Raw genomic sequence first — 18,691 nt, 5'->3', positions numbered from 1 at the left:
TGTCTATGTTTATCGAGCCATTACAGCAACTGCAACAAAACCTTTGGTTGGCATTAACCGTTTTTGCGGTATTGGGGTTGTGTGTGGGTAGTTTTTTGAATGTTGTGATTCACCGCATGCCTTTGATGATGCGATACGAATGGCGGCATGAGATTGCGGAGTTTTTATCTTACCAAGAAGACATTGACGAGCCAGTCAAAATGTCGGTATCTCAAGCAGTTGCCAAGGACACTCGCATGACCTTGTCATTGCCTGCTTCACGTTGTCCACATTGTGAGCACCGTATCCGTTGGTATGAAAACATTCCTGTCATCAGCTGGCTGATGTTGCGTGGCAAATGTGGCGATTGCCATGCTCCCATCTCTATCCGTTATCCATTGGTTGAGATCATCACGGCAGTGCTATCGGTGCTGGTCATTCATCAGTTTGGGGTGTCAATACAAGGCATTTGTGCTTTGATGTTTGTTTGGATACTCATCGCTTTAACAGGCATTGATTTTGATACCCAGTATTTGCCAGATAGATTGGTGTATCCGCTGATGGGTATTGGCTTGGCAGTCAATTCATTTGATGTGTTTGCGTCGCCCATAACTGCCATTTGGGGGTTGTTATTTGGCTTCTTATCTTTATGGGTAGTTGCCAAGGGATTTTATTTAATAATGAAAAAGCAAGGCATGGGGCAAGGGGATTTTAAGCTTCTTGCTGCTTTAGGTGCATGGCTTGGAGTAAGTATGCTGCCGTTCATTATTTTTACATCAGCATTGCTAGGCAGCATGATTGGGCTGGTATTGATGAAAGTTCATGGAGAGAGTCGTCCATTTGCATTTGGTCCTTATTTGGCAATGGCAGGGATATTGGCTTTGTTATTTGGTAATGATATTTTAAATTGGTATTTATCCTTATATGCCTAAATCTCCCTAAAACTCAGATGTGATTTTTGGCAAGTCAAAAGGTGATTGTGTGACTGAACATACGCACTGGCAAAATGCACCATCACAAACCACACCGTCAATGAACAGACTCGTTATTGGTTTGACAGGTGGCATTGGCAGTGGTAAGTCATTGGCAAGCGATTGGTTTGCCAAGCAAGGCATTGAAGTGGTAGATGCTGATGTCATCTCCCACCAAGTGGTTGCTAAAGGCACGCCAACTTTGGTTAAAATTCAGCAACAATTTGGTGATTGGGTATTGGGCAAAAATAATGAGCTTAACCGTCAAGCCTTGCGTCAATTTGTCTTTAATGATGCCAATGCACTGATGGCACTAGAGGCCATTACCCACCCTGTCATCAGGCAACAAGCAGAACAACAACTGGCAGCTGCTCAGTCGGAGTATGTCATTTTATCTGCTCCATTGTTGTTTGAAGCCCATAAAGCAGGGCTTGTTGGCTTGTGTCAAAGGGTGCTGGTGATAGATGCGCCCAAGACATTGCAACTGTTCAGAGCCAGTGGTCGAGATGGGCAAAGTGTTGAGAAGATTAAAGCTGTGATGCAACATCAGTTATCACGCACCGAGCGTTTGGCAAGGGCGGACGATGTGGCAGTCAACGATGGCAGTCCATCTGATTTGTATCAACAATTACAGACATTTCATCAGCAGTATTTGCAACTGGCACAAAACAAAAGCTAATCAATCATCTGTTATGCGTTGGTTTTGGTTAATTTGGTCAATCGCCGTTGCCGAGACACTTCATACAGTATCATGCCTGTGGCAACGCTGATATTTAGACTTTCAATTTTGGGTTTTTTGATTTGATGTGTGGGTGATTGACCATTTGGGGCATCTTTATCATGAGCCATTGGAATGCTAGCCATTGGAATATAGACAACTTGGTCACAACTGTCTGCTGTCAAGCGACGCATGCCGTCTGCTTCAGACCCCATGACAATGGCGATTTTTTGACGATAGTCTGGTGTATCAACCGCTTGGGCAGAGCTGTTAAGTGCTGTGCCATACACAAACACACCAGCATTTTTTAGCTCGTTAAGACACCTTGCCAAATTGGTGACTGCGATGACAGGGATTAACTCTGCTGCCCCAACGGATACTTTTGCCACGGTTGGGGTTAGTGGGGCAGTGTGGTTTTTTGGGCAAATGACGGCAGTTACCCCCATGGCAACGGCAGTACGCAAACATGCCCCAAGATTGTGAGCATCAGTGATTTGGTCAAGCACCAAAAACAGACAATTTTCTTGCTTGCTGTGATGTGCAAGATCATGTTCAGGGGCATAAGTCAGCGGTCTGGCATGTAACACCACGCCTTGATGCTGTGGGCTGCCACAAAGGTCGGTTAAGCTGGATTTTTGAGCGGTTTGGACACTGACTCCAAAGGTGTGTGCCAGCTGTATGATGTCATTGACGCTCTTGTCGTCAGGTTTGCCACTTTGTACAAATAGGCTTAGAGCATCTGTGGGTCGGTGTGTTAACAGTGCCATGATGGCATGAATGCCATAAAAATACACAGGTTTTGCCATGATGCGTACTCGATTTGATGTGAATAAGAAATTTAATATGGTCTACTGATATGACTGACATTAGCCTTCTAAATGACAAATGTATTGAATGATGTCGGCAGTTTTTAGCTTAAAATTGCTGTTCCCTGCCACTAAAAATGATTGGCCTGGGCGGTAGTTTTGATAATCAGATTCTGTGCTGACTTTAACTTGACATTCTCCACTTAAAATCTCGATGCGTTCTGATGTGTGCGTTTCAAAGTGATATTCGCTGATGTTGTTATCATTGGGTAAGATGATGCCCAGCATTTTTTTGCTGCCATCGTCAAATAAGATGGTATGACTGCTACAGCGACCATCGTAAGAAATGTTGGCGTTGGTAAGTACAGATGCTTGGGTATATTCTGCCACAGACATGTTGATGTTCCTTAATCTTCAAAGATGTTTGATGATGTACTGACAATTCATCGATAATTCATTTAAGTAACAAAAAGTCATCTTATCATACTACTTGTTTGCTTTATGTTACAAACACAAAAAATTATCGCATGGGTCGGTGGGTGTGGTGGGTGTATCTGGCCATAATTTATAGTAAACTTAGCTTTTGCCCAAAATAGCCTTTAGCGTTGCGATTGGTTGATACCGTTATTAAACTGGCAATGGCATTAAATTAGCAAGAAACTGACAAGGACATTTCAACGTTGCTGGTTTGGTCTTTAGTCTGTTTGAATTTTATTCTGTTTGAATTGTTTAGTCGATTTGAAAGATGATATCCCCATTGAGAATTTATCATGCTCCTGTATCTGACCCTACATCAGTTTGCTTTGATTGCTGAACATGAAGTTCGGTTTGTTGATGGCTTTAATGTCATCACAGGTGAGACAGGTGCAGGCAAATCTTTGTTATTAGAAGCGTTATCACTGTGTGTGGGTGAGCGAGCAGACAGCAGTATGGTGCGTCATGGGGCAGAAAATGCTGATATTTATGCCGAATTTGATGTGATGGACAATCAAGCGGTACAGACTTGGTTTTTAGAAAATGATCGCAAGCTTGAGAACAGTGAATTGCTTATCAGACGACAATTAAGCAGTAATGGACGCTCAAAAGCATGGCTGAATGGCTCACCTGTCAGTTTGTCAGAGCTAAAGTCATTGGGTCAGTTGTTGGTTAATATTCATAGCCAACATGCCCAGCAAGCCCTACTTAAGCCACAATTTATCATTGATTGGCTAGATACCATGGCAGGCATTCAAAAGATTGTCCATGAGACCAAACGGGCGTATCAACGCCATGCTCGCTTAAAACGCCAACAGGCAAATGCCAGTGAGGTGGACGCACACCGCCAAGACCGCATTGCCCTACTGAAAAATCAGCTTGCTGACATTGAACCTTTGTTGCAAGTTGATTACGCCAGTATTGAAGCAGAACATGAAGAATTATCCAATATCGAGTCTTTGATGCAAGAAGCAGGATTGGCGGTGCAATTATTAAATCATGATGGGGCAGATGAGCCTGATGTGATGGGACTATTGGGTCGAGCCATCAGATTGTGTGATAATCAAGTGGGTGTCAGTGCCACCTTTGAGCAGGTGTCTGAATTGTTGTATCTGGCTCAACAACACATCAGTGAAGCCAGTGGTCTGTTGAATGATTATGCTGACCAGCAATTGCCAGATCCTGAAAGACTGTATGAGCTGAATAATTTAATGAGTTTGGCACATCGACTCTCTCGTAAATATAACACCACGCCAGAGGCGTTAATTGACGAATCAAAAGCATGGCAGACAGAGCTTGAGCGACTATTACAACAGCCAAGCAGTAATGATTTGCAAGTGAAAGTAGATGAAGCATGGCAAGCGTATGTGGAAGTGGCAGAGCGATTATCTGAGTTAAGACGTAAGGCGGCGGCTGCCATTGCTGAACAATTGGCAGAGCAAGTCAGACCATTGGCATTGCCCAATGCTCAATGTGAGTTTGAGTTCATACGCTTGCAAGATGAAAGTGAGTACCATGCTGATGGTATGGATGACATTCAACTGTTATTCAGTGCCAATGTGGGCATGCCGATGCAGCCTTTGTATAAGATTGCGTCAGGTGGTGAGCTATCACGCATGGCGTTGGTGATGCAAGTGCTAAAAGCCACGCAAACCGATAAACAAGAGTCACGCCCAATGCTGGTCTTTGATGAAGTGGACGTGGGCATCAGTGGTGGCACAGCACAGATGGTCGGTGAGCTGTTACGCAAGTTGGGAAAACGCCAGCAACTGCTTGCCATCACGCATCAAGCACAGGTGGCTGCTCAAGCTCACCAACACATTTTGGTACAAAAAAAGCACGACACTCAAAGTGAGAGTATCTTAACCGTTGTTACAGCAGAAACCCAAGTCGAAGAGCTGGCACGCATGTCAGGTGGGGTTACCATCACCGAAGTGACTCGAGAACACGCACGCAGTCTGCTTGTTAATATTGAGCATTGATGTGAGTATTTATTTATGGTTTATTAAGCTTGGGGTTTATTAAGCTTAGGACTTATTACCAGTTATTTATTTAGTTATTCAACTTATCACAGTTAGGTCATCGATTGAACAGCACACATACACACACAAAATCTGTTGCCAACACGCACAAGTTAGCCGAAAATTTATCGCATCATTTTTTGATTGCCACGCCCAAGATGCCTGATCCCAGATTTAGCCAAAGTGTCATTTATCTGTGTCATCATGATGATAAAGGGACATTGGGATTGGTGATTAACGCTCCTATTATTGACACCACGGTGGGGCAATTATTTGATAATTTGGACATTGAGGTTAATGCTCCTAAGTTGCGACACAGTTATCCTTTGTTGGGCGGTCCTATCTACGAAGAAGTGGGTTTTGTTTTGCATACGGGGCAAGCGGTTTGGGCATCGTCATTTTCTATTGCAGAAAATATTTGTCTGACCACCAGCCTTGATATCTTAAAAAGCCTTGCCAATCAAGGTGGTCCTACTCATTTTCAGCTATTTTTAGGGCATGCCAGCTGGGCAAAAGGTCAGTTAAAAAAGGAGATTGATGCAGGGGATTGGTTGATATGCCCTGCTGACAGTCAGCTGATTTTTGATACGCCCTATGATGAACGTTGGCATAAAGCTGGGCAAAGACTGGGGGTTGATTTGGATTTTTTCAGCGATGATATTGGTCATGCTTAAAATTGGTTACTCTTAAAATCATTAAAACAACACATACGTTCATTAATACAGTTTATTAACGTAACAATACAAACATCATCATGACACAAACACCATCATGACATCAACATCGCCATAAACCACATATCATGAATAACCCAAAAAATCACAGTGATTATCTGAGTACTGCCCACATGGCATCACCCCATACGCCAAAGTTGATATTGGCATTGGATTATGGGGTTAAAAAGATGGGCATGGCACTGGGTAATACCTTAACCAAAGATGCCAGAGCTTTTGATATTTTGCCAATGGATAATGGTCAACCAGCTGATTGGGACAATCTACTTGGCATCATCAGCACATGGAAAATCCATACAGTTGTCGTGGGCTTACCACTGAATATGGACGGTACAGACTCCATACTCAGTAAGCGGGCGGCTAAATTTGCCAGACGTTTGACACATCGGATACATGAGCAACGCTTAGCGACGGTTGTTCGGTTATGCGATGAACGGTTAAGCTCCAAGGAAGCTCGTCAGTTGGCATGGCAGTCAGGGTGGATTAAAAATGAGCAAGACCCCATTGATGACATCTCAGCGTGTTTGCTATTGACTTCTTATATGAATGAGCAACTTATATGAATGAGCAACACGCATCACCGCTAAATTTATCCGAATACCTATGTTTCCGAATACCCATGGTTGCCAAAAATCTAAGCTTACTCAAAACTAAGTTTACCCAAACCCCTAATTTCACCCAAATCCCTAATTTCACCCCAATAAGAGTATGAGTAACCATTTTGACTGATTCATTCACTTCATCAACAGGCTTTGCCAAACCTGCTTTGCATCGCATTCGACAAGCAAGGACATTCAATCAGCTGTCGATTTATTTGATTTATGTGGCGATGGTGTGTTTTGTGGGGTTTGGGACTTTGGCAAGTCTGCCAAGTTTGCATGACAGCAGTTTGGTGTATGGGTTGTTTCATTATGTTCCGTATGCTTTGGTGGGGCTTAGCATTTTGCCTAACTTATTTGTGGCGTTTGTGCTGTACCGTTATCGACTTAGCCAGCCGTCCATGATAGCCTTGTGTTTGGTCATGTCGTTTGCCTTGTTTGTGTTCAGTGTTTATGTGGCATTGGCATCGTGGTTGGGGGTGGCTTTTTTGTTTCGAGTAAATTTGAAACGGTTTTTTCAATTTTTGGCAGAGGCAACGAATTAAAAAGTGAGTGAGACAATGATGCAATCTCATCAAACCAGTCAGACTGATCAACAAGCAGAGTATTGTTTGGACACACAAGGGCTAAACTGCCCAGAACCTGTGATGCTACTGCACCGAGCCATACGTAAAGCCAATGTGGGTGAGCGTATTGAAGTGCTGGCGACTGACCCTGCCACCACTCGTGATATTCCTAACTTTTGTCGTCATCTTGGGCATGGGCTGTTATTGGAACAGCATTTTGATGATGATGCCACCCCCAAATATCGCTATGTGATACAAAAAAGAGCGGACGCATCATGAGTCGTACGGTTGCCCTACACCCCAGAGAACCTAAAGCCTTATTTGTTGATGATGAAGCGGTTTATTTGACTGAATTTCGCACAGCGATGTTGGGTAGGGGCTTGGCCACTCGCACTCGTAATGCCTATGTGCAAGACCTTATGGCGTGTGAGACCACGCATTCAAAACCATTGACCCAATGGCAACACGATGATGTCTTAATTTGCTTGTCTGCCCTGGCACAGCAGGGTAAAAGCCCACGCACGCAGGCACGAATGTTATCAAGCTTACGCCAGTTTTATTTATGGCTGATTACTGCCGATCGCCGAGAAGATAACCCCTGTGAGCAAATCAGCCCCCCCAAACTTGGGCGAGAGTTGCCTGATAATTTAAGTGAAACAGAGGTTGAGTCGCTCTTACTTGCTCCTGATGTCAGTACGATTTTGGGCATTCGAGACAAAGCCATGTTGGAGTTATTGTATGCGTGTGGGTTACGAGTATCGGAGCTGATGAATCTGACGTTAGAGCAGGTCAATTTAAACGCAGGATGGCTACAGATTGTCGGTAAAGGCAATAAAAAACGCTTATTGCCCATGGGTGAATATGCCACTGATGCGTTGAGCCACTATTTGACTCATGCAAGAAGTGAGTTGCTTGGTCATGCCAGCAGGCATAAACACAAAACCAATCAATGTCAAGCGGTGTTTTTGACCATGCAAGGTGGCTTTATGACACGGCAAAACTTTTGGCACAGTATTAAAAAATACGCCCAACAAGCAGGTATTGATAAAGACATCTCACCGCACAGTTTACGTCATGCCTTTGCCACACATTTGCTTAATCATGGAGTGGATTTACGCAGTGTGCAGTTGTTGCTTGGGCATAGTGATTTATCCACCACGCAGATTTATACGCATGTGGCGACGGCTCGATTGCAAAAACTACATGCCAAGCATCACCCAAGAAATAACCTCATTTTAGAGAACAACCATGACACTGACACACACCCTTGATATTGAGCTACAACATAAAGCCAAACAATGGCGACAAGACATTCAATTTCGGCAGAATGTGTTGGGTAAGCCTTTTGACTTTACCACCACTTGGGGTATTTTCTCACCAGAGAAGTTAGATGACGGCAGTTTGATGCTTCTTGACCACATTGACTTTATCACTGATGATGACTCGATAGACTTAGGTTGTGGCTATGGGGTACTTGGCATGACCGCTGCCCGAGAATGCCCCCAAGGACAGCATACCCTGATTGATAAAGACTTTATGGCGGTAGAATACGCCAAACGTAACTGCTTGGCAAACGCTCTTAGTAATGTGGACGTGCATTTGTCCAATGGCTTTAACCATGTGGCAGATGATAAAACTTTCAGCTTGGTGATGTCTAATCTGCCTGCTAAAGTGGGTAAAGAACAGCATTATTTGTATTTGCTTGATGCGTATGCTCAGATGCGATTAGGTGGTCGTTTTTATGTGGTCACCATCAACGGATTGCGTCAATTTATCAAACGGGCATTTACCGAAGTGTTTGGGAATGCTGATAAAGTGAAACAGGGCAAAACCTATACGGTAACTTTGGCGATTAAAGAATGATGGCTTATCTTTATCCCACTCCGCCGTAAACCTACGACTTCAGGCGGTGGTTATAAGGCAATTCCGTAACCATGTTGACGCACAGAAAGTTATTTAGTGTGGTGTCCTTGCGTGTCAGCGACACTCATGTTCAATATACTGGCGGATAATTTCAATTGGAGCACCGCCACAACTACCTGCAAAATAACTTGGTGACCACAATGCACCACCCCATAATTTTTTGGTGACGCTAGGGTATTGCCTTTGTCTGATTTTACGACTAGAAACGCCTTTTAGACTATTTACCAGCTTAGAAATACTTACCTTTGGTGGGTAATGCACCAGTAGATATACATGGTCATCTTCTCCATCAAACTCTACCAATTCACTTTCAAACTCATGACACACTTGCTCAAAGATGATTTGTAGCTCATCTAAAATTTCTTTGGTAAACACTTCTTTTCTGTACTTTGTTACAAACACCAGATGCACATGCAGGTTGAAAACAACATGGCGACCACGCCTAAGTTCGGTTTTGGAACTTGACATAAAATTAGACCAATTTATAATTAAGACAATAAAATCATACCAAAACCTATGAAAACACTCAAGCTCCGCATATACACCAAACACACAAACCAACTTGAAAAACTATCAAGTTCGGTAAACTATGTGTGGAACTACGTTAATGAATTAAGTTACAAATACCTACAACGCACAGGCAAATTCTTTAGTGCCTATGACCTAAATCAATACACCAAAGGCAGTGGCGAACTACTTAGCTTACATTCCCAAACCATTCAAGCCATTAACGAAACCCATGCCAAAAGCCGTAAGCAATTTAAAAAGGCTAAACTTAACTGGCGAACCAATAACCCAAAAGCCAAACGCAAATCACTCGGTTGGCTACCATTTAAAAATTCAGCCATCAAACTGCTAAAAACCTACCAAACAGGTAAAAAAGCATTAAAATCCAAACTACAACTAAGCCTAGCCAAAGGACAAAAACTAACAATTACCGTCTTTGACCAATATAACCTTAGTAACCATCACATCAATACCTGTGAGATTATCCAAGACAGCCGAAACCGATGGTATGCGTGCATTACCGTAAAAGATTTCCCAAAAAATCAATGTGGTACAAAATCTATTGGTCTTGATTTGGGTTTAAAAGACAGCGTAACCACCAGCGATGGGGATAAACTAATCACCAAATTTACCCAAAAATACGCAAATAAACTGGCCAAAGCCCAAAGAGCAAATAAGAAAAAGCAAATTAAAGCCATACATGCCAAAATTAAAAATAGCAGGCTTAACGCCATTCATCAATTTACAAGCAAACTTGTCAAACAAAATGCTTTGATTGTGATAGGCAAATTAAAATCAAAAACATTCACATCAAGCAAACTGGCTAAATCGGTTTACGACGCAAGTTGGTATGAACTTAAACGACAGCTGGATTATAAGTGCAAGCATGCAGGTTGTCTGTTTGAAGAAGTGAATGAAAGTTTTACAACCCAGACTTGTTCGTGTTGTTTGAGTATATCAAATAATAGTCCGAAAGGTAGAGCAGGTTTGGCAATAAGAGAATGGACTTGTGGTGCTTGTAACACCACGCATGATAGAGATATTAATGCAGCCAAAAACATTCTCCGTCTCGGACGTGAGACGCTAGCTGTAGGAAGCCCCTTGCTTTAGCTAGGGGAGTACGTCACTGCTATCTTTGTCTGTCTAATAAATACATGCCCAAAATGCTGATGGCAATCATGGGCAACAACACCATCAGCAAGGGTGACACACCTGTTGCCAATGCCACATAACCCACCAAGTCTTGTAAATAACTGAACAATAGCCCAAACAACAACGCCATGACGACACGCAAACCCAAGCTGTACTGACGTAATGAGCCAAACACAAACGAACACGCCACCAACACCAATGCCAACGTCGATAACGGTGATAAAAGCTTTTGCCAAAATGCCAACTCGTGGCGTAAAGACCGCTTTTGCTGACTGTCCATAAAAGAGCGGTGGGCAAGTAACTGGCTCAAAGACAGGTCTTGAGCGTTACGGGTAAGCAGATACACCGATTTTGGCTCTATTGGTAACGTCAAGATGTCTTGGGGTTTATTACTTTCAAAGGCATTTCTGTTTTGATTGGTGGTGCTGTTTTGATTAACGGTATTGCCGATATTGACTTGACTGACTTGGGACAATTGCCATTGATGTTGGACTTTGGGTGAGTGGATTTTGGCTGAATGGAAAGCAGGTGAGTGGGAAGCAAAAGACGATGGAATAGGTTGACTGCCAACATAATGACCACCACGAGCCAAGGTTGCTGACAACAGATTGCCAACGGCATCAAAATGCCAACGCTTGACCAGGCCAATATTACCATCACTGTCTGCATAGTCAATAAACAGCACGTCTTGTCCTATGCCAGTGCCTTTGACATCATAAGTTGGCTGTATCGTCCAATAGCCTGTGATTGATGTCGTGCCATTATCCGCCTGATAACGAATGGTTTTTGCCATGTGATTGCTGGTTGGCAGCACAAACTGATTTATCAATAACGCAACCAACACAAAAATTAGGGCAGGTTGCATCACCCAACTGACAATCTTAACACTGCTCACGCCACTGGCTCGCATCACCACAATTTCGCTGTGATTGGCAAGTAATCCCAACCCGACCACCGCCCCAAGCAACGCCCCTGTGGGAATGAATTGCTGTAAAAAATAAGGCGACATATAAAGAATATACCGCAAAGCATCTACTAACTGGTAACCATCGGATAAATTATCCAATTCTGCCAAATACGCAAACAATGTCTGTAAAAGCCATAACCCAAGTACAGATGTGGTGATGGACAACAAGGCAGTTTTTTTGACGTATCGGCTAAGTAATGACATGGTGTATGACGTATGGTTAAAAAATAATTAGTTTGCTGGCTGATGTGATTTTGCTGATTAATGTAACCTTGGTGATTGATTTGGCGACTGACGCTGTGCATAAAAACCAAATCGCAACCGCTGATTGAGCCGACTTGCCCAATTTAAATACAAGGCTAGGATAAACAGCACAACCAATAATGCCCCATATGCCCACACACCAACCTTACCATCACTGATGGGTTTTTTGAGTGAAATCAGTAACAGTGCAACACTCACAAACAGCAAAATGGCAGGAATAAGACGTAACCAACGCCCCTGTCTTGGTCGCACTTGTGCCAACGGGATGGCAAACATTGGGGCAAGCAACATCAGCCATGGTAACGCCAAGCGATAACCCAACTCAGCTTGAGCGGCAATGTTGGGCGCGTTGTCGACCGTTGGCTGTCGGCTGGCTTGCCAAATTTGACTCAAAGGCTGAGTCTCTTTATTGTCATCATTGACCACGTCTTGGACAGGCTGTGTTAAGGTTAAGCGATAACGAGCAAACCCCACTTGGTTGTATTTTAGGCTGTCAGCACTGATTTCATAACGTCTGCCATTGAATAAATCCAGCTGAGTCTTGCCCATGCTTTTTGCTCTGACTTGTGATTCTGTAGAGTCGGTCAATACTTGTTTGGCAGTTTTTGCCAAAATCAGCGTGTCTTGACTGGTCAGCGGTTTGGGCGGCTGGGTATCTTGTGGTTCAGTGGTTTGTGTTTGGATAAGCAACACGTCTTGTAGCTGTTTTTTATCTGGGCTGACACTGCCCACATACAAATGATAATCACCGCTACTGATAAACTCACCAGGGCGAATAAGCTCAAAGGCACTTTTTAACGCTTGTTCTTGCCAAATGGATTCAGAATGTCTGACACCCCAAGGCTTACCAAATAAGCTCAACGTCGCTTCAATGACAAACAACAGTAAAATTAAGGGGGTTGCCATGCGACCTAACCGCCCACGAGAGATGCCACTGGCGTTGATGACCGCCATTTCATGGTCAACCCACAAGCGTCCGAATACCAACATCAATGCAATAAAAAACGCCAATGGTAAAATCAGTTCAAGAAAAAATGGCAGATTGTAACCAATGATGGTGAACAACAACCCCACATCCAATCTGCCTTCTGCTGCCAAACCAAAATAGCGAATAAGCCGACCACCAAGTAACAGCACCACCAAAAACCCAAGCACCACAGCGGTATTTAGGCTAAGTTGATAAATCATATAACGGCGTAAAATCACCTAAAGCTCTCACAAGATAACATCAAGATAACATTGACATATAAAATTGAAACATAACATTTAATGGCGACAAAAAGCCAAGGTATGGTACACTAAAAGTGCTTATTTTATCATTCATTTTAATGTCTCATTTTAATTTAATGTTTCACTTTAATATTTAATAGGGAAATGTACATGAACATTCAACTGACGCAAAAACTGCCCAAATTACAAGGCAAAAAACTCTTCAAAAAACCCACACCAAAAGATAACCATTGCTTGGTGGTGCTGGTTGATGAAGATGGTCAGCCATTGGCCAGTCAAGAGCTTGGCGACCACAGTGAGCGAATTCATCTTTTGACACAGGTTGCTCATTTTAAAGGCAAGCAAGGCGAGACGCTCAGTGATTATGCCCTTGATACAGATGCCAAAGCCAACCCAATTCAGCTGTTGTTAGTTGGGGTGGGTCAGCGAAGCAAACTCAATGCCCACGCCCTACAAAAGATTGCCAAAGCCATCTATGACAATTTGCATCAACGGGTAACCACCTGCACTGTGGTGTTGGGTGATGCGTTTGACGACATTCAAGGCAACACAAGTGAGCCATTCACCCAATTTGCCTTGAGTTTATTAAACGCCAGTTACCGTTTTGACAAATACAAATTTGACGCCAGTACACCGATGCTTGGCGACATTTATCTGTTGGCGGATAAACGCCATGATGACGCATTACAATTTGTACAAGCGGTATTCACAGGGCAAAAACTGACACGAGATGTTGCCAATGAACCGGGTAATGTCTGCTATCCTCAATACATGGCAAATCAAGCCCTACAGCTGGCAAAAACATATCCTGACATGCTTAAAGTAACCGTCTTGGATGAAAAACACATGCACAAGCTTGGCATGAACTGCTTTTTGGCAGTTGCCAATGGCTCCAGCAAACAAGGTCAACTGGTCATTTTAGAGTATTATGGTCAATCTAAATTCACTGATAAAGCCAGCAAAAACAAAAAACATCACCCAGAAGATGCGCCCATCGCTTTGGTTGGTAAAGGCGTTACTTTTGATTCTGGTGGCATCTCCATTAAGCCATCATCAGGCATGGATGAAATGAAGTTTGACATGGGTGGGTCCGCAGCTGTGCTGGGTACGGTCAAAGCCTTGTGTGAAGCCAAATTGCCCATCAACGTGGTTGCTGCCCTTGCGTGTGCCGAAAACATGCCATCAGGTGATGCCACCCGTCCAGGAGACATTGTTACTGCCATGAATGGCAAAACAGTTGAAATTTTGAATACCGATGCTGAAGGCAGATTGGTGCTGGCGGACACACTCAGCTACATTGAGCGGTATCAGCCCAAAGTCATCATTGACGCTGCCACCTTGACAGGGGCAATGGTGGTCGCCTTAGGTCATGTGCGCACAGGCTTGTTTGGCAATGATGAAGACGTGATATTTGATTTACAAAAGGCTGCTGAACAATCAGGTGATTTGGTCTGGCACATGCCCATGGATAATGAATACCAAAGTCAACTGGATTCACCCATCGCTGACATGCAAAATATTGGCGAACGTTATGGCGGTTCTATAACCGCAGCGTGTTTCTTATCTCGCTTCATCGATGAAAACCAAGCGTGGGCTCATTTAGACATCGCAGGTACAGCGTGGAGCTCTGGTAAAAATAAAGGGGCTACTGGTCGCCCTGTGCCATTGTTCATGACGTATCTGAAAAATGCCAGTCTGAAAAATGCCAGCAAGAAAAGTCACTGATAGCCAATTTTCTGACTGCCATAAGCGTCAACATGACACAAATTACTTTTTACATTTTACAAAATTCAGGTCAGCCCTTGAGCCAAGTTTCTGAACAAGATGTCTTACTGTTGTTTGTGTGTCGTCTGTGTCAGGCCATGCTTGATAAGTCTGAACACAGTGTGGTGCTTGATGACAATGTCAGCAGATTAGAGCGGTTAGACGAGTGGTTGTGGTCATTTGCACCCACAAGCTTTATGCCACATGATGGTTTTGTTGAGTCATCAGTTGAGCAATTTTTGGCAAGTGTTGCTCCCATTCGTCTGCTGAATAACGCCAGTTGGTTGTCAGCAAGTGATGCAAAAGTGCCTTGGAATGGTGTGGTGATAAACTTGTCTGCCACACCATTGACGTTGCCCAATGCCGTCGCCAGCCAAGCTGTTGCCAGTATGGACGGTTTGGCTGATGAATCAGTGGTGTGCGCCCCCAGTCGTTTGCTTGAAATCATCGCTGGTAATGAAGCGGATAAAGAAATTGGACGGACAAAATACCGCCATTATCAACGTCAAGGCCATCAACCCAAGCATCATGTCCTATCACTTTATCCAAACAAATGACAAAATCCAAACAAATGACAAAATTGTCTTGCTAAATGGTCATTTACTGTTACTATTCAGTAATGATAATTCAGTCATGGCAATTCTGTTATGATTATTCAATGGAAGAAAGTTAGGACTTAGGATTAGGTTATGAAAGCCATTGTACAACTTTATAATCGCATTGGTTTGGTGCCACTTATCATCGTTGGGTTGGTGTTGGGTACGTTGATTGGTTGGCTGTTGCCCAATGTGGGCTTGGCACTTGGACTGCTTGGTAGTTTGTTTGTGGGGGCATTAAAGGCGGTTGCGCCCATTTTGGTGCTGATTTTGGTGATGGCCGCCATTGCCCAGCACCGTTCTGGCGGTGATGTGTATGTCAAGCCTGTGCTCATTATGTATGTGTTTGGCACATTCTTGGCAGCATTGACGGCAGTTATTGCCAGTTTTATGTTTCCCACTGAGCTGGTGCTGGTTCAATCTGCCATTGAGCAGACACCGCCATCAAGCTTACGAGAAGTCATCACCAATTTGTTGATGAATGTGGTTGCAAACCCCGTTCATGCCCTTGTTAACGCCAATTATATTGGCATTTTGTCTTGGGCTGTGCTGATGGGATTTGCGTTGCGTCAAGCAGGCGAAACCACACAAAAAATGGTGGTGGATTTGTCTGATGCCATCTCACAGGTGGTTAAATGGGTCATTGCCACCGCCCCATTAGGCATTTTAGGACTGGTTGCCCAAACTGTTGCTGAGACTGGTTTTTCAGCCTTAGCAGGGTATGCCCGTGTCTTGACTGTGTTGGTTGGTTCTATGCTGTTCATTGCATTGGTGGTCAATCCCATCATTGTCTATGTCAAAACAGGTAAAAATCCTTATCCTTTGGTGTTTACCTGCTTGCGTGAGTCAGGTGTTACCGCATTTTTTACTCGCAGCTCTGCCGCTAACATTCCTGTTAATATGAACTTGGCTCGCAAATTAGGCTTGCATGAAGACACTTATTCAGTTACTTTGCCATTGGGAGCGACCATCAACATGGCAGGGGCAGCAATCACCATCAACGTACTGACCTTAGCCGCTGCCCAAACTTTGGGCATCAACGTCGACTTTGGTTCGGCATTGATATTGGCGGTGGTGGCGACGTTAAGTGCTTGTGGAGCGTCAGGCGTGGCAGGGGGTTCATTGTTGCTCATTCCTTTGGCATGCAGTTTGTTTAACATTCCCAATGACATTGCCATGCAAGTGGTTGCCATCGGCTTTATCATCGGTGTGGTGCAAGATTCAGCAGAGACAGCACTCAACTCATCGACCGATGTGCTGTTTACCGCCGCAGCCGACCCCAAATATGCACGTCATTGATGTCTACCATAATAACTAAGCCAGCTTAATTTAATTTGATGGCATTCATCTGATAAAAAGGACAGCCGTGTTGCTGTCTTTTTTTGTTAGGGGGTTGAGTGAATGGCAATAGATGATGTCCGTAATTAATTAGCGGCTCAGGTGGCAGGGTGCAACACACCATGATTGACAGGATAATAAAATTATTTCTTTTAAAATGTATTGACGTATTGTAATCATTTAGTTTATGGTTGTTAAATAATTTAGAAAAGGGAACAATAATGCCTGTTTTAAGACATATCCCTGTATTTCTCATAGGTGCAATGGTATATCAACCCGCTCTGGCAGATCTACCTTTGACGGTTGAAGAGTTAACAGCAGATAAAAATAAATTTAAATTGTCGAGCAATTTAAGTTATTTTAACCAAGCACAAAGAAATTTAACCGAACAAGGCTATAGCGTTGTAGACCTAGGCAATGGTCGAACAATCACTTTGCCAAATCCTTCAACGGAAGGTGTGAGCAATACAGATAGTTTGATAGGAACGCTGGGTTTAAATTACGGTGTTACCGATAAATGGGAAATTGGAGCTAAAGCCAATGCCTTGTATCGACAGACAAGGCAAAATACAAGTGGTGAAAATCATCAAAATTCAGATACACACCTGCAGGATATTTCTTTCACCACTCAATATCAAACTACCGAAAATCATAAAACATTCCCTAATGGTTTGATTTTTAGTGAAATATCGCTTTATGATAAAACCGATGGTTTGGATTCAAAATCTTTTTCATCTGCATTGATTGGTGGAACGCTATACACCGTTAACGACCCTATTGTCTTAAGTTTAACAGGCAGTTATCAATACAATGCCAAGCGTGATGTTTTGACTCAAAACAAAATAGTGGATATTGGCGATGTTTTGTCAGTAAATGGTACGGTTGGCTTTGCCGTAAATCCTGATATCACCCTAAATACTGGTGTTGGCTGGCAATTAAGGCAAGCGGATAAAATCAATGGCATAAATCTTGGTATTACACAAACACAAACCAATTTAAATCTAGGTTTGGCTTATGCCTTATCCCAAAGAAGTAATATCACAGCAAATGTTCGTACCAATATATCAGGAGATGGTGGTAGTACCTTTTCAGTTGGGTTAACTACCAAGCTTGGCGAGCTACCGCCACCGCTATCCGAGCGTTATCGGAAAGCAAAAACATTGCAATGATGCAATGAATCTTAACCCTAAATCTAACAAGGAGTTTATTATGAAATTGATGTCTAAAATCGCAGTAGCTTCTTTAGCGTCTACTTTAACTGTATCTGCAATGGCAGAAGTTACTCAGCCTGCCTTGACAACCCCAAGCACAGAATCAAGCACAGAAGCTGTTGTTTTTAACAATCAACTAGACACTGCTGATTTAAACTATGCCTTTGGCGGTAACCAAGACTTGCAAGTACAAGCGATGACAAGTCAAGAGATGGATGAGACACAGGGGGCTTGGGTTCAATATGCTGGAGCTGGTTTGGTTGGTGGATACTTAGGATATATGGGTTACGCATCCAGTGTACCTCGTTCAGAAAGAACTTGGGGAGGAGTTGCTACAGCCATGGGTTCTGGAGCTGTTGGAGGAGCTCTTACATTAACCCCTATCGGTATAACTAGAGCTGCATTTTTAGGCGGTACCGTTGGATTTGTAGGTAATCAAGCAGCAATATCAAGTTCCCAAAGATAAAATGTTGACTTATCTTAGTTTTTTATCTGTATTTTTTACATACGCATTTGTTAGAATTTTGACCAAAAATTCAAAAAATAGCTTTGATAAAAATCAGATTCTGTCAATGTTTTTTTATTTATTTATTATTGGTTTATCAATACATTATGATAGATACCCAAATATGCAGATACAAGCCATCATAATGGCACTTTGTTATCCTTTCATGGGATACCTAGCCTTTAGAGTTAATAAATGATGGAAATACTCAATAGCATTCTTTTGTGGTATCTATTTATCATAACAGTAAGTTTCTTTGCTGTTATGATAAGATTCACTGCCATTGATATTTTAAAAACATCTTTTTCAAAAGTTGAGGTTTATTTTAATCAGAATAAACCTCAATTTACACAGAGATGGTTAACT

Annotated in this window: 21 protein-coding genes; 16 read left to right on the top strand and 5 right to left on the bottom strand. The window is 43.0% G+C overall.

The genetic code is table 11. The features are described 5' to 3' along the window. Positions 1–5: 5 nt before the first annotated feature. Together B0682_RS01525 and coaE are read left to right on the top strand one after the other, a co-directional pair. Positions 6–911, top strand: coding sequence for a prepilin peptidase (locus B0682_RS01525; RefSeq protein ID WP_205760089.1), 906 nt, complete (start codon positions 6–8; stop codon positions 909–911). Positions 912–1,011: 100 nt separating this feature from the next. After that, entirely contained in the window at positions 1,012–1,629 is a 618-nt protein-coding gene (gene coaE / locus B0682_RS01520) for a dephospho-CoA kinase (protein ID WP_078306439.1), read from the top strand. 11 nt (positions 1,630–1,640) lie between these two features. On the opposite strand, the gene rlmB is transcribed toward coaE, so the two are convergent. Both rlmB and B0682_RS01510 read right to left on the bottom strand, forming a co-directional pair. Next, positions 1,641–2,474, bottom strand: a complete 834-nt coding sequence (gene rlmB, locus B0682_RS01515; RefSeq protein WP_078306347.1) for a 23S rRNA (guanosine(2251)-2'-O)-methyltransferase RlmB — start codon at positions 2,472–2,474, stop codon at positions 1,641–1,643. A 60-nt stretch (positions 2,475–2,534) separates the two neighbouring features. Next, positions 2,535–2,870: a pyrimidine/purine nucleoside phosphorylase gene (locus B0682_RS01510; protein ID WP_078306346.1), complete on the bottom strand. Its 336-nt coding sequence runs from the start codon at positions 2,868–2,870 to the stop codon at positions 2,535–2,537. Positions 2,871–3,244: 374 nt separating this feature from the next. Between B0682_RS01510 and recN the strand changes: the two genes are divergently transcribed. From recN to B0682_RS01475, 8 genes are all read left to right on the top strand, one after another. Further along, positions 3,245–4,930 carry a DNA repair protein RecN gene (recN, locus tag B0682_RS01505; protein ID WP_078306345.1) on the top strand — a complete coding sequence of 562 codons (1,686 nt, stop codon included), beginning with the start codon at positions 3,245–3,247 and terminating at the stop codon, positions 4,928–4,930. A gap of 104 nt (positions 4,931–5,034) precedes the next feature. Further along, the gene (locus tag B0682_RS01500) at positions 5,035–5,643 is read left to right on the top strand and encodes a YqgE/AlgH family protein (RefSeq protein ID WP_276206611.1); all 609 of its coding nucleotides are present in this window, start codon (positions 5,035–5,037) and stop codon (positions 5,641–5,643) included. Positions 5,644–5,816: 173 nt separating this feature from the next. Continuing rightward, the gene (gene ruvX / locus B0682_RS01495) at positions 5,817–6,266 is read left to right on the top strand and encodes a Holliday junction resolvase RuvX (RefSeq protein WP_169832898.1); all 450 of its coding nucleotides are present in this window, start codon (positions 5,817–5,819) and stop codon (positions 6,264–6,266) included. Next, the gene (locus B0682_RS09465) at positions 6,263–6,415 is read left to right on the top strand and encodes a hypothetical protein (RefSeq protein ID WP_158077837.1); all 153 of its coding nucleotides are present in this window, start codon (positions 6,263–6,265) and stop codon (positions 6,413–6,415) included. Before ruvX ends, B0682_RS09465 begins: the two co-directional genes overlap by 4 nt. Positions 6,416–6,424: 9 nt before the next feature. Beyond that, the gene (locus B0682_RS01490) at positions 6,425–6,847 is read left to right on the top strand and encodes a hypothetical protein (protein ID WP_240494811.1); all 423 of its coding nucleotides are present in this window, start codon (positions 6,425–6,427) and stop codon (positions 6,845–6,847) included. Positions 6,848–6,865: 18 nt separating this feature from the next. Continuing rightward, the gene (tusA, locus tag B0682_RS01485; protein WP_078306436.1) at positions 6,866–7,147 is read left to right on the top strand and encodes a sulfurtransferase TusA; all 282 of its coding nucleotides are present in this window, start codon (positions 6,866–6,868) and stop codon (positions 7,145–7,147) included. Beyond that, positions 7,144–8,139: a site-specific tyrosine recombinase XerD gene (gene xerD, locus B0682_RS01480; RefSeq protein ID WP_078306343.1), complete on the top strand. Its 996-nt coding sequence runs from the start codon at positions 7,144–7,146 to the stop codon at positions 8,137–8,139. The genes tusA and xerD overlap by 4 nt, the downstream gene beginning before the upstream one ends. Continuing rightward, positions 8,117–8,731, top strand: coding sequence for a class I SAM-dependent methyltransferase (locus B0682_RS01475; RefSeq protein WP_143823231.1), 615 nt, complete (start codon positions 8,117–8,119; stop codon positions 8,729–8,731). Before xerD ends, B0682_RS01475 begins: the two co-directional genes overlap by 23 nt. A gap of 114 nt (positions 8,732–8,845) precedes the next feature. Here B0682_RS01475 and tnpA read toward each other — a convergent pair whose 3' ends face one another. Continuing rightward, positions 8,846–9,259: an IS200/IS605 family transposase gene (gene tnpA, locus B0682_RS01470; protein WP_078306342.1), complete on the bottom strand. Its 414-nt coding sequence runs from the start codon at positions 9,257–9,259 to the stop codon at positions 8,846–8,848. 48 nt (positions 9,260–9,307) lie between these two features. Here tnpA and B0682_RS01465 point away from each other — a divergent pair, with 48 nt between their 5' ends. Continuing rightward, entirely contained in the window at positions 9,308–10,408 is a 1,101-nt protein-coding gene (locus tag B0682_RS01465; protein ID WP_078306341.1) for an RNA-guided endonuclease InsQ/TnpB family protein, read from the top strand. A gap of 19 nt (positions 10,409–10,427) precedes the next feature. Here the strand turns inward: B0682_RS01465 and B0682_RS01460 are convergent, their stop codons facing one another. Both B0682_RS01460 and lptF read right to left on the bottom strand, forming a co-directional pair. Further along, positions 10,428–11,621 carry an LptF/LptG family permease gene (locus B0682_RS01460; protein ID WP_078306340.1) on the bottom strand — a complete coding sequence of 398 codons (1,194 nt, stop codon included), beginning with the start codon at positions 11,619–11,621 and terminating at the stop codon, positions 10,428–10,430. Between the two features lie 57 nt (positions 11,622–11,678). Further along, positions 11,679–12,887 (bottom strand): LPS export ABC transporter permease LptF, encoded by a 1,209-nt coding sequence (lptF, locus tag B0682_RS01455; RefSeq protein WP_276206610.1) that lies wholly within the window; start codon positions 12,885–12,887, stop codon positions 11,679–11,681. Between the two features lie 174 nt (positions 12,888–13,061). Between lptF and B0682_RS01450 the strand changes: the two genes are divergently transcribed. The 5 genes from B0682_RS01450 to B0682_RS01430 all read left to right on the top strand — a co-directional run bounded on the left by B0682_RS01450 (position 13,062) and on the right by B0682_RS01430 (position 18,286). Further along, positions 13,062–14,636, top strand: coding sequence for a leucyl aminopeptidase (locus tag B0682_RS01450; protein WP_078306338.1), 1,575 nt, complete (start codon positions 13,062–13,064; stop codon positions 14,634–14,636). Positions 14,637–14,668: 32 nt separating this feature from the next. After that, positions 14,669–15,232 (top strand): DNA polymerase III subunit chi, encoded by a 564-nt coding sequence (locus B0682_RS01445; protein ID WP_078306337.1) that lies wholly within the window; start codon positions 14,669–14,671, stop codon positions 15,230–15,232. Positions 15,233–15,364: 132 nt separating this feature from the next. Then, a complete protein-coding gene (gene sstT / locus B0682_RS01440; RefSeq protein ID WP_078306336.1) occupies positions 15,365–16,570 on the top strand; it encodes a serine/threonine transporter SstT in 1,206 nt (401 codons plus the stop codon). A 260-nt stretch (positions 16,571–16,830) separates the two neighbouring features. Beyond that, positions 16,831–17,778, top strand: a complete 948-nt coding sequence (locus B0682_RS01435) for a transporter (RefSeq protein WP_078306335.1) — start codon at positions 16,831–16,833, stop codon at positions 17,776–17,778. Between the two features lie 40 nt (positions 17,779–17,818). Then, positions 17,819–18,286 (top strand): hypothetical protein, encoded by a 468-nt coding sequence (locus B0682_RS01430; RefSeq protein WP_078306334.1) that lies wholly within the window; start codon positions 17,819–17,821, stop codon positions 18,284–18,286. Positions 18,287–18,691: the final 405 nt, after the last annotated feature.

It is taken from the genome of Lwoffella lincolnii, assembly GCF_002014765.1.
In the GTDB taxonomy this organism is placed as follows: domain Bacteria; phylum Pseudomonadota; class Gammaproteobacteria; order Pseudomonadales; family Moraxellaceae; genus Psychrobacter; species Psychrobacter lincolnii.
Note: the sequence above shows the minus strand (reverse complement) of the source record. Positions and strands in the feature narration are given on the sequence as shown.

Bases quoted from the DNA above. Each gene is read 5' to 3' on its own strand.
- B0682_RS01525 (WP_205760089.1), top strand. From the start codon at position 6: ATGTTTATCGAGCCATTACAGCAACTGCAACAAAACCTTTGGTTGGCA.
- coaE (WP_078306439.1), top strand. From the start codon at position 1,012: ATGAACAGACTCGTTATTGGTTTGACAGGTGGCATTGGCAGTGGTAAG.
- rlmB (WP_078306347.1), bottom strand. From the start codon at position 2,474: ATGGCAAAACCTGTGTATTTTTATGGCATTCATGCCATCATGGCACTG.
- B0682_RS01510 (WP_078306346.1), bottom strand. From the start codon at position 2,870: ATGTCTGTGGCAGAATATACCCAAGCATCTGTACTTACCAACGCCAAC.
- recN (WP_078306345.1), top strand. From the start codon at position 3,245: ATGCTCCTGTATCTGACCCTACATCAGTTTGCTTTGATTGCTGAACAT.
- ruvX (WP_169832898.1), top strand. From the start codon at position 5,817: ATGGCATCACCCCATACGCCAAAGTTGATATTGGCATTGGATTATGGG.
- B0682_RS09465 (WP_158077837.1), top strand. From the start codon at position 6,263: ATGAATGAGCAACACGCATCACCGCTAAATTTATCCGAATACCTATGT.
- tusA (WP_078306436.1), top strand. From the start codon at position 6,866: ATGCAATCTCATCAAACCAGTCAGACTGATCAACAAGCAGAGTATTGT.
- xerD (WP_078306343.1), top strand. From the start codon at position 7,144: ATGAGTCGTACGGTTGCCCTACACCCCAGAGAACCTAAAGCCTTATTT.
- B0682_RS01475 (WP_143823231.1), top strand. From the start codon at position 8,117: ATGACACTGACACACACCCTTGATATTGAGCTACAACATAAAGCCAAA.
- tnpA (WP_078306342.1), bottom strand. From the start codon at position 9,259: ATGTCAAGTTCCAAAACCGAACTTAGGCGTGGTCGCCATGTTGTTTTC.
- B0682_RS01465 (WP_078306341.1), top strand. From the start codon at position 9,308: ATGAAAACACTCAAGCTCCGCATATACACCAAACACACAAACCAACTT.
- B0682_RS01460 (WP_078306340.1), bottom strand. From the start codon at position 11,621: ATGTCATTACTTAGCCGATACGTCAAAAAAACTGCCTTGTTGTCCATC.
- B0682_RS01450 (WP_078306338.1), top strand. From the start codon at position 13,062: ATGAACATTCAACTGACGCAAAAACTGCCCAAATTACAAGGCAAAAAA.
- B0682_RS01445 (WP_078306337.1), top strand. From the start codon at position 14,669: ATGACACAAATTACTTTTTACATTTTACAAAATTCAGGTCAGCCCTTG.
- sstT (WP_078306336.1), top strand. From the start codon at position 15,365: ATGAAAGCCATTGTACAACTTTATAATCGCATTGGTTTGGTGCCACTT.
- B0682_RS01435 (WP_078306335.1), top strand. From the start codon at position 16,831: ATGCCTGTTTTAAGACATATCCCTGTATTTCTCATAGGTGCAATGGTA.
- B0682_RS01430 (WP_078306334.1), top strand. From the start codon at position 17,819: ATGAAATTGATGTCTAAAATCGCAGTAGCTTCTTTAGCGTCTACTTTA.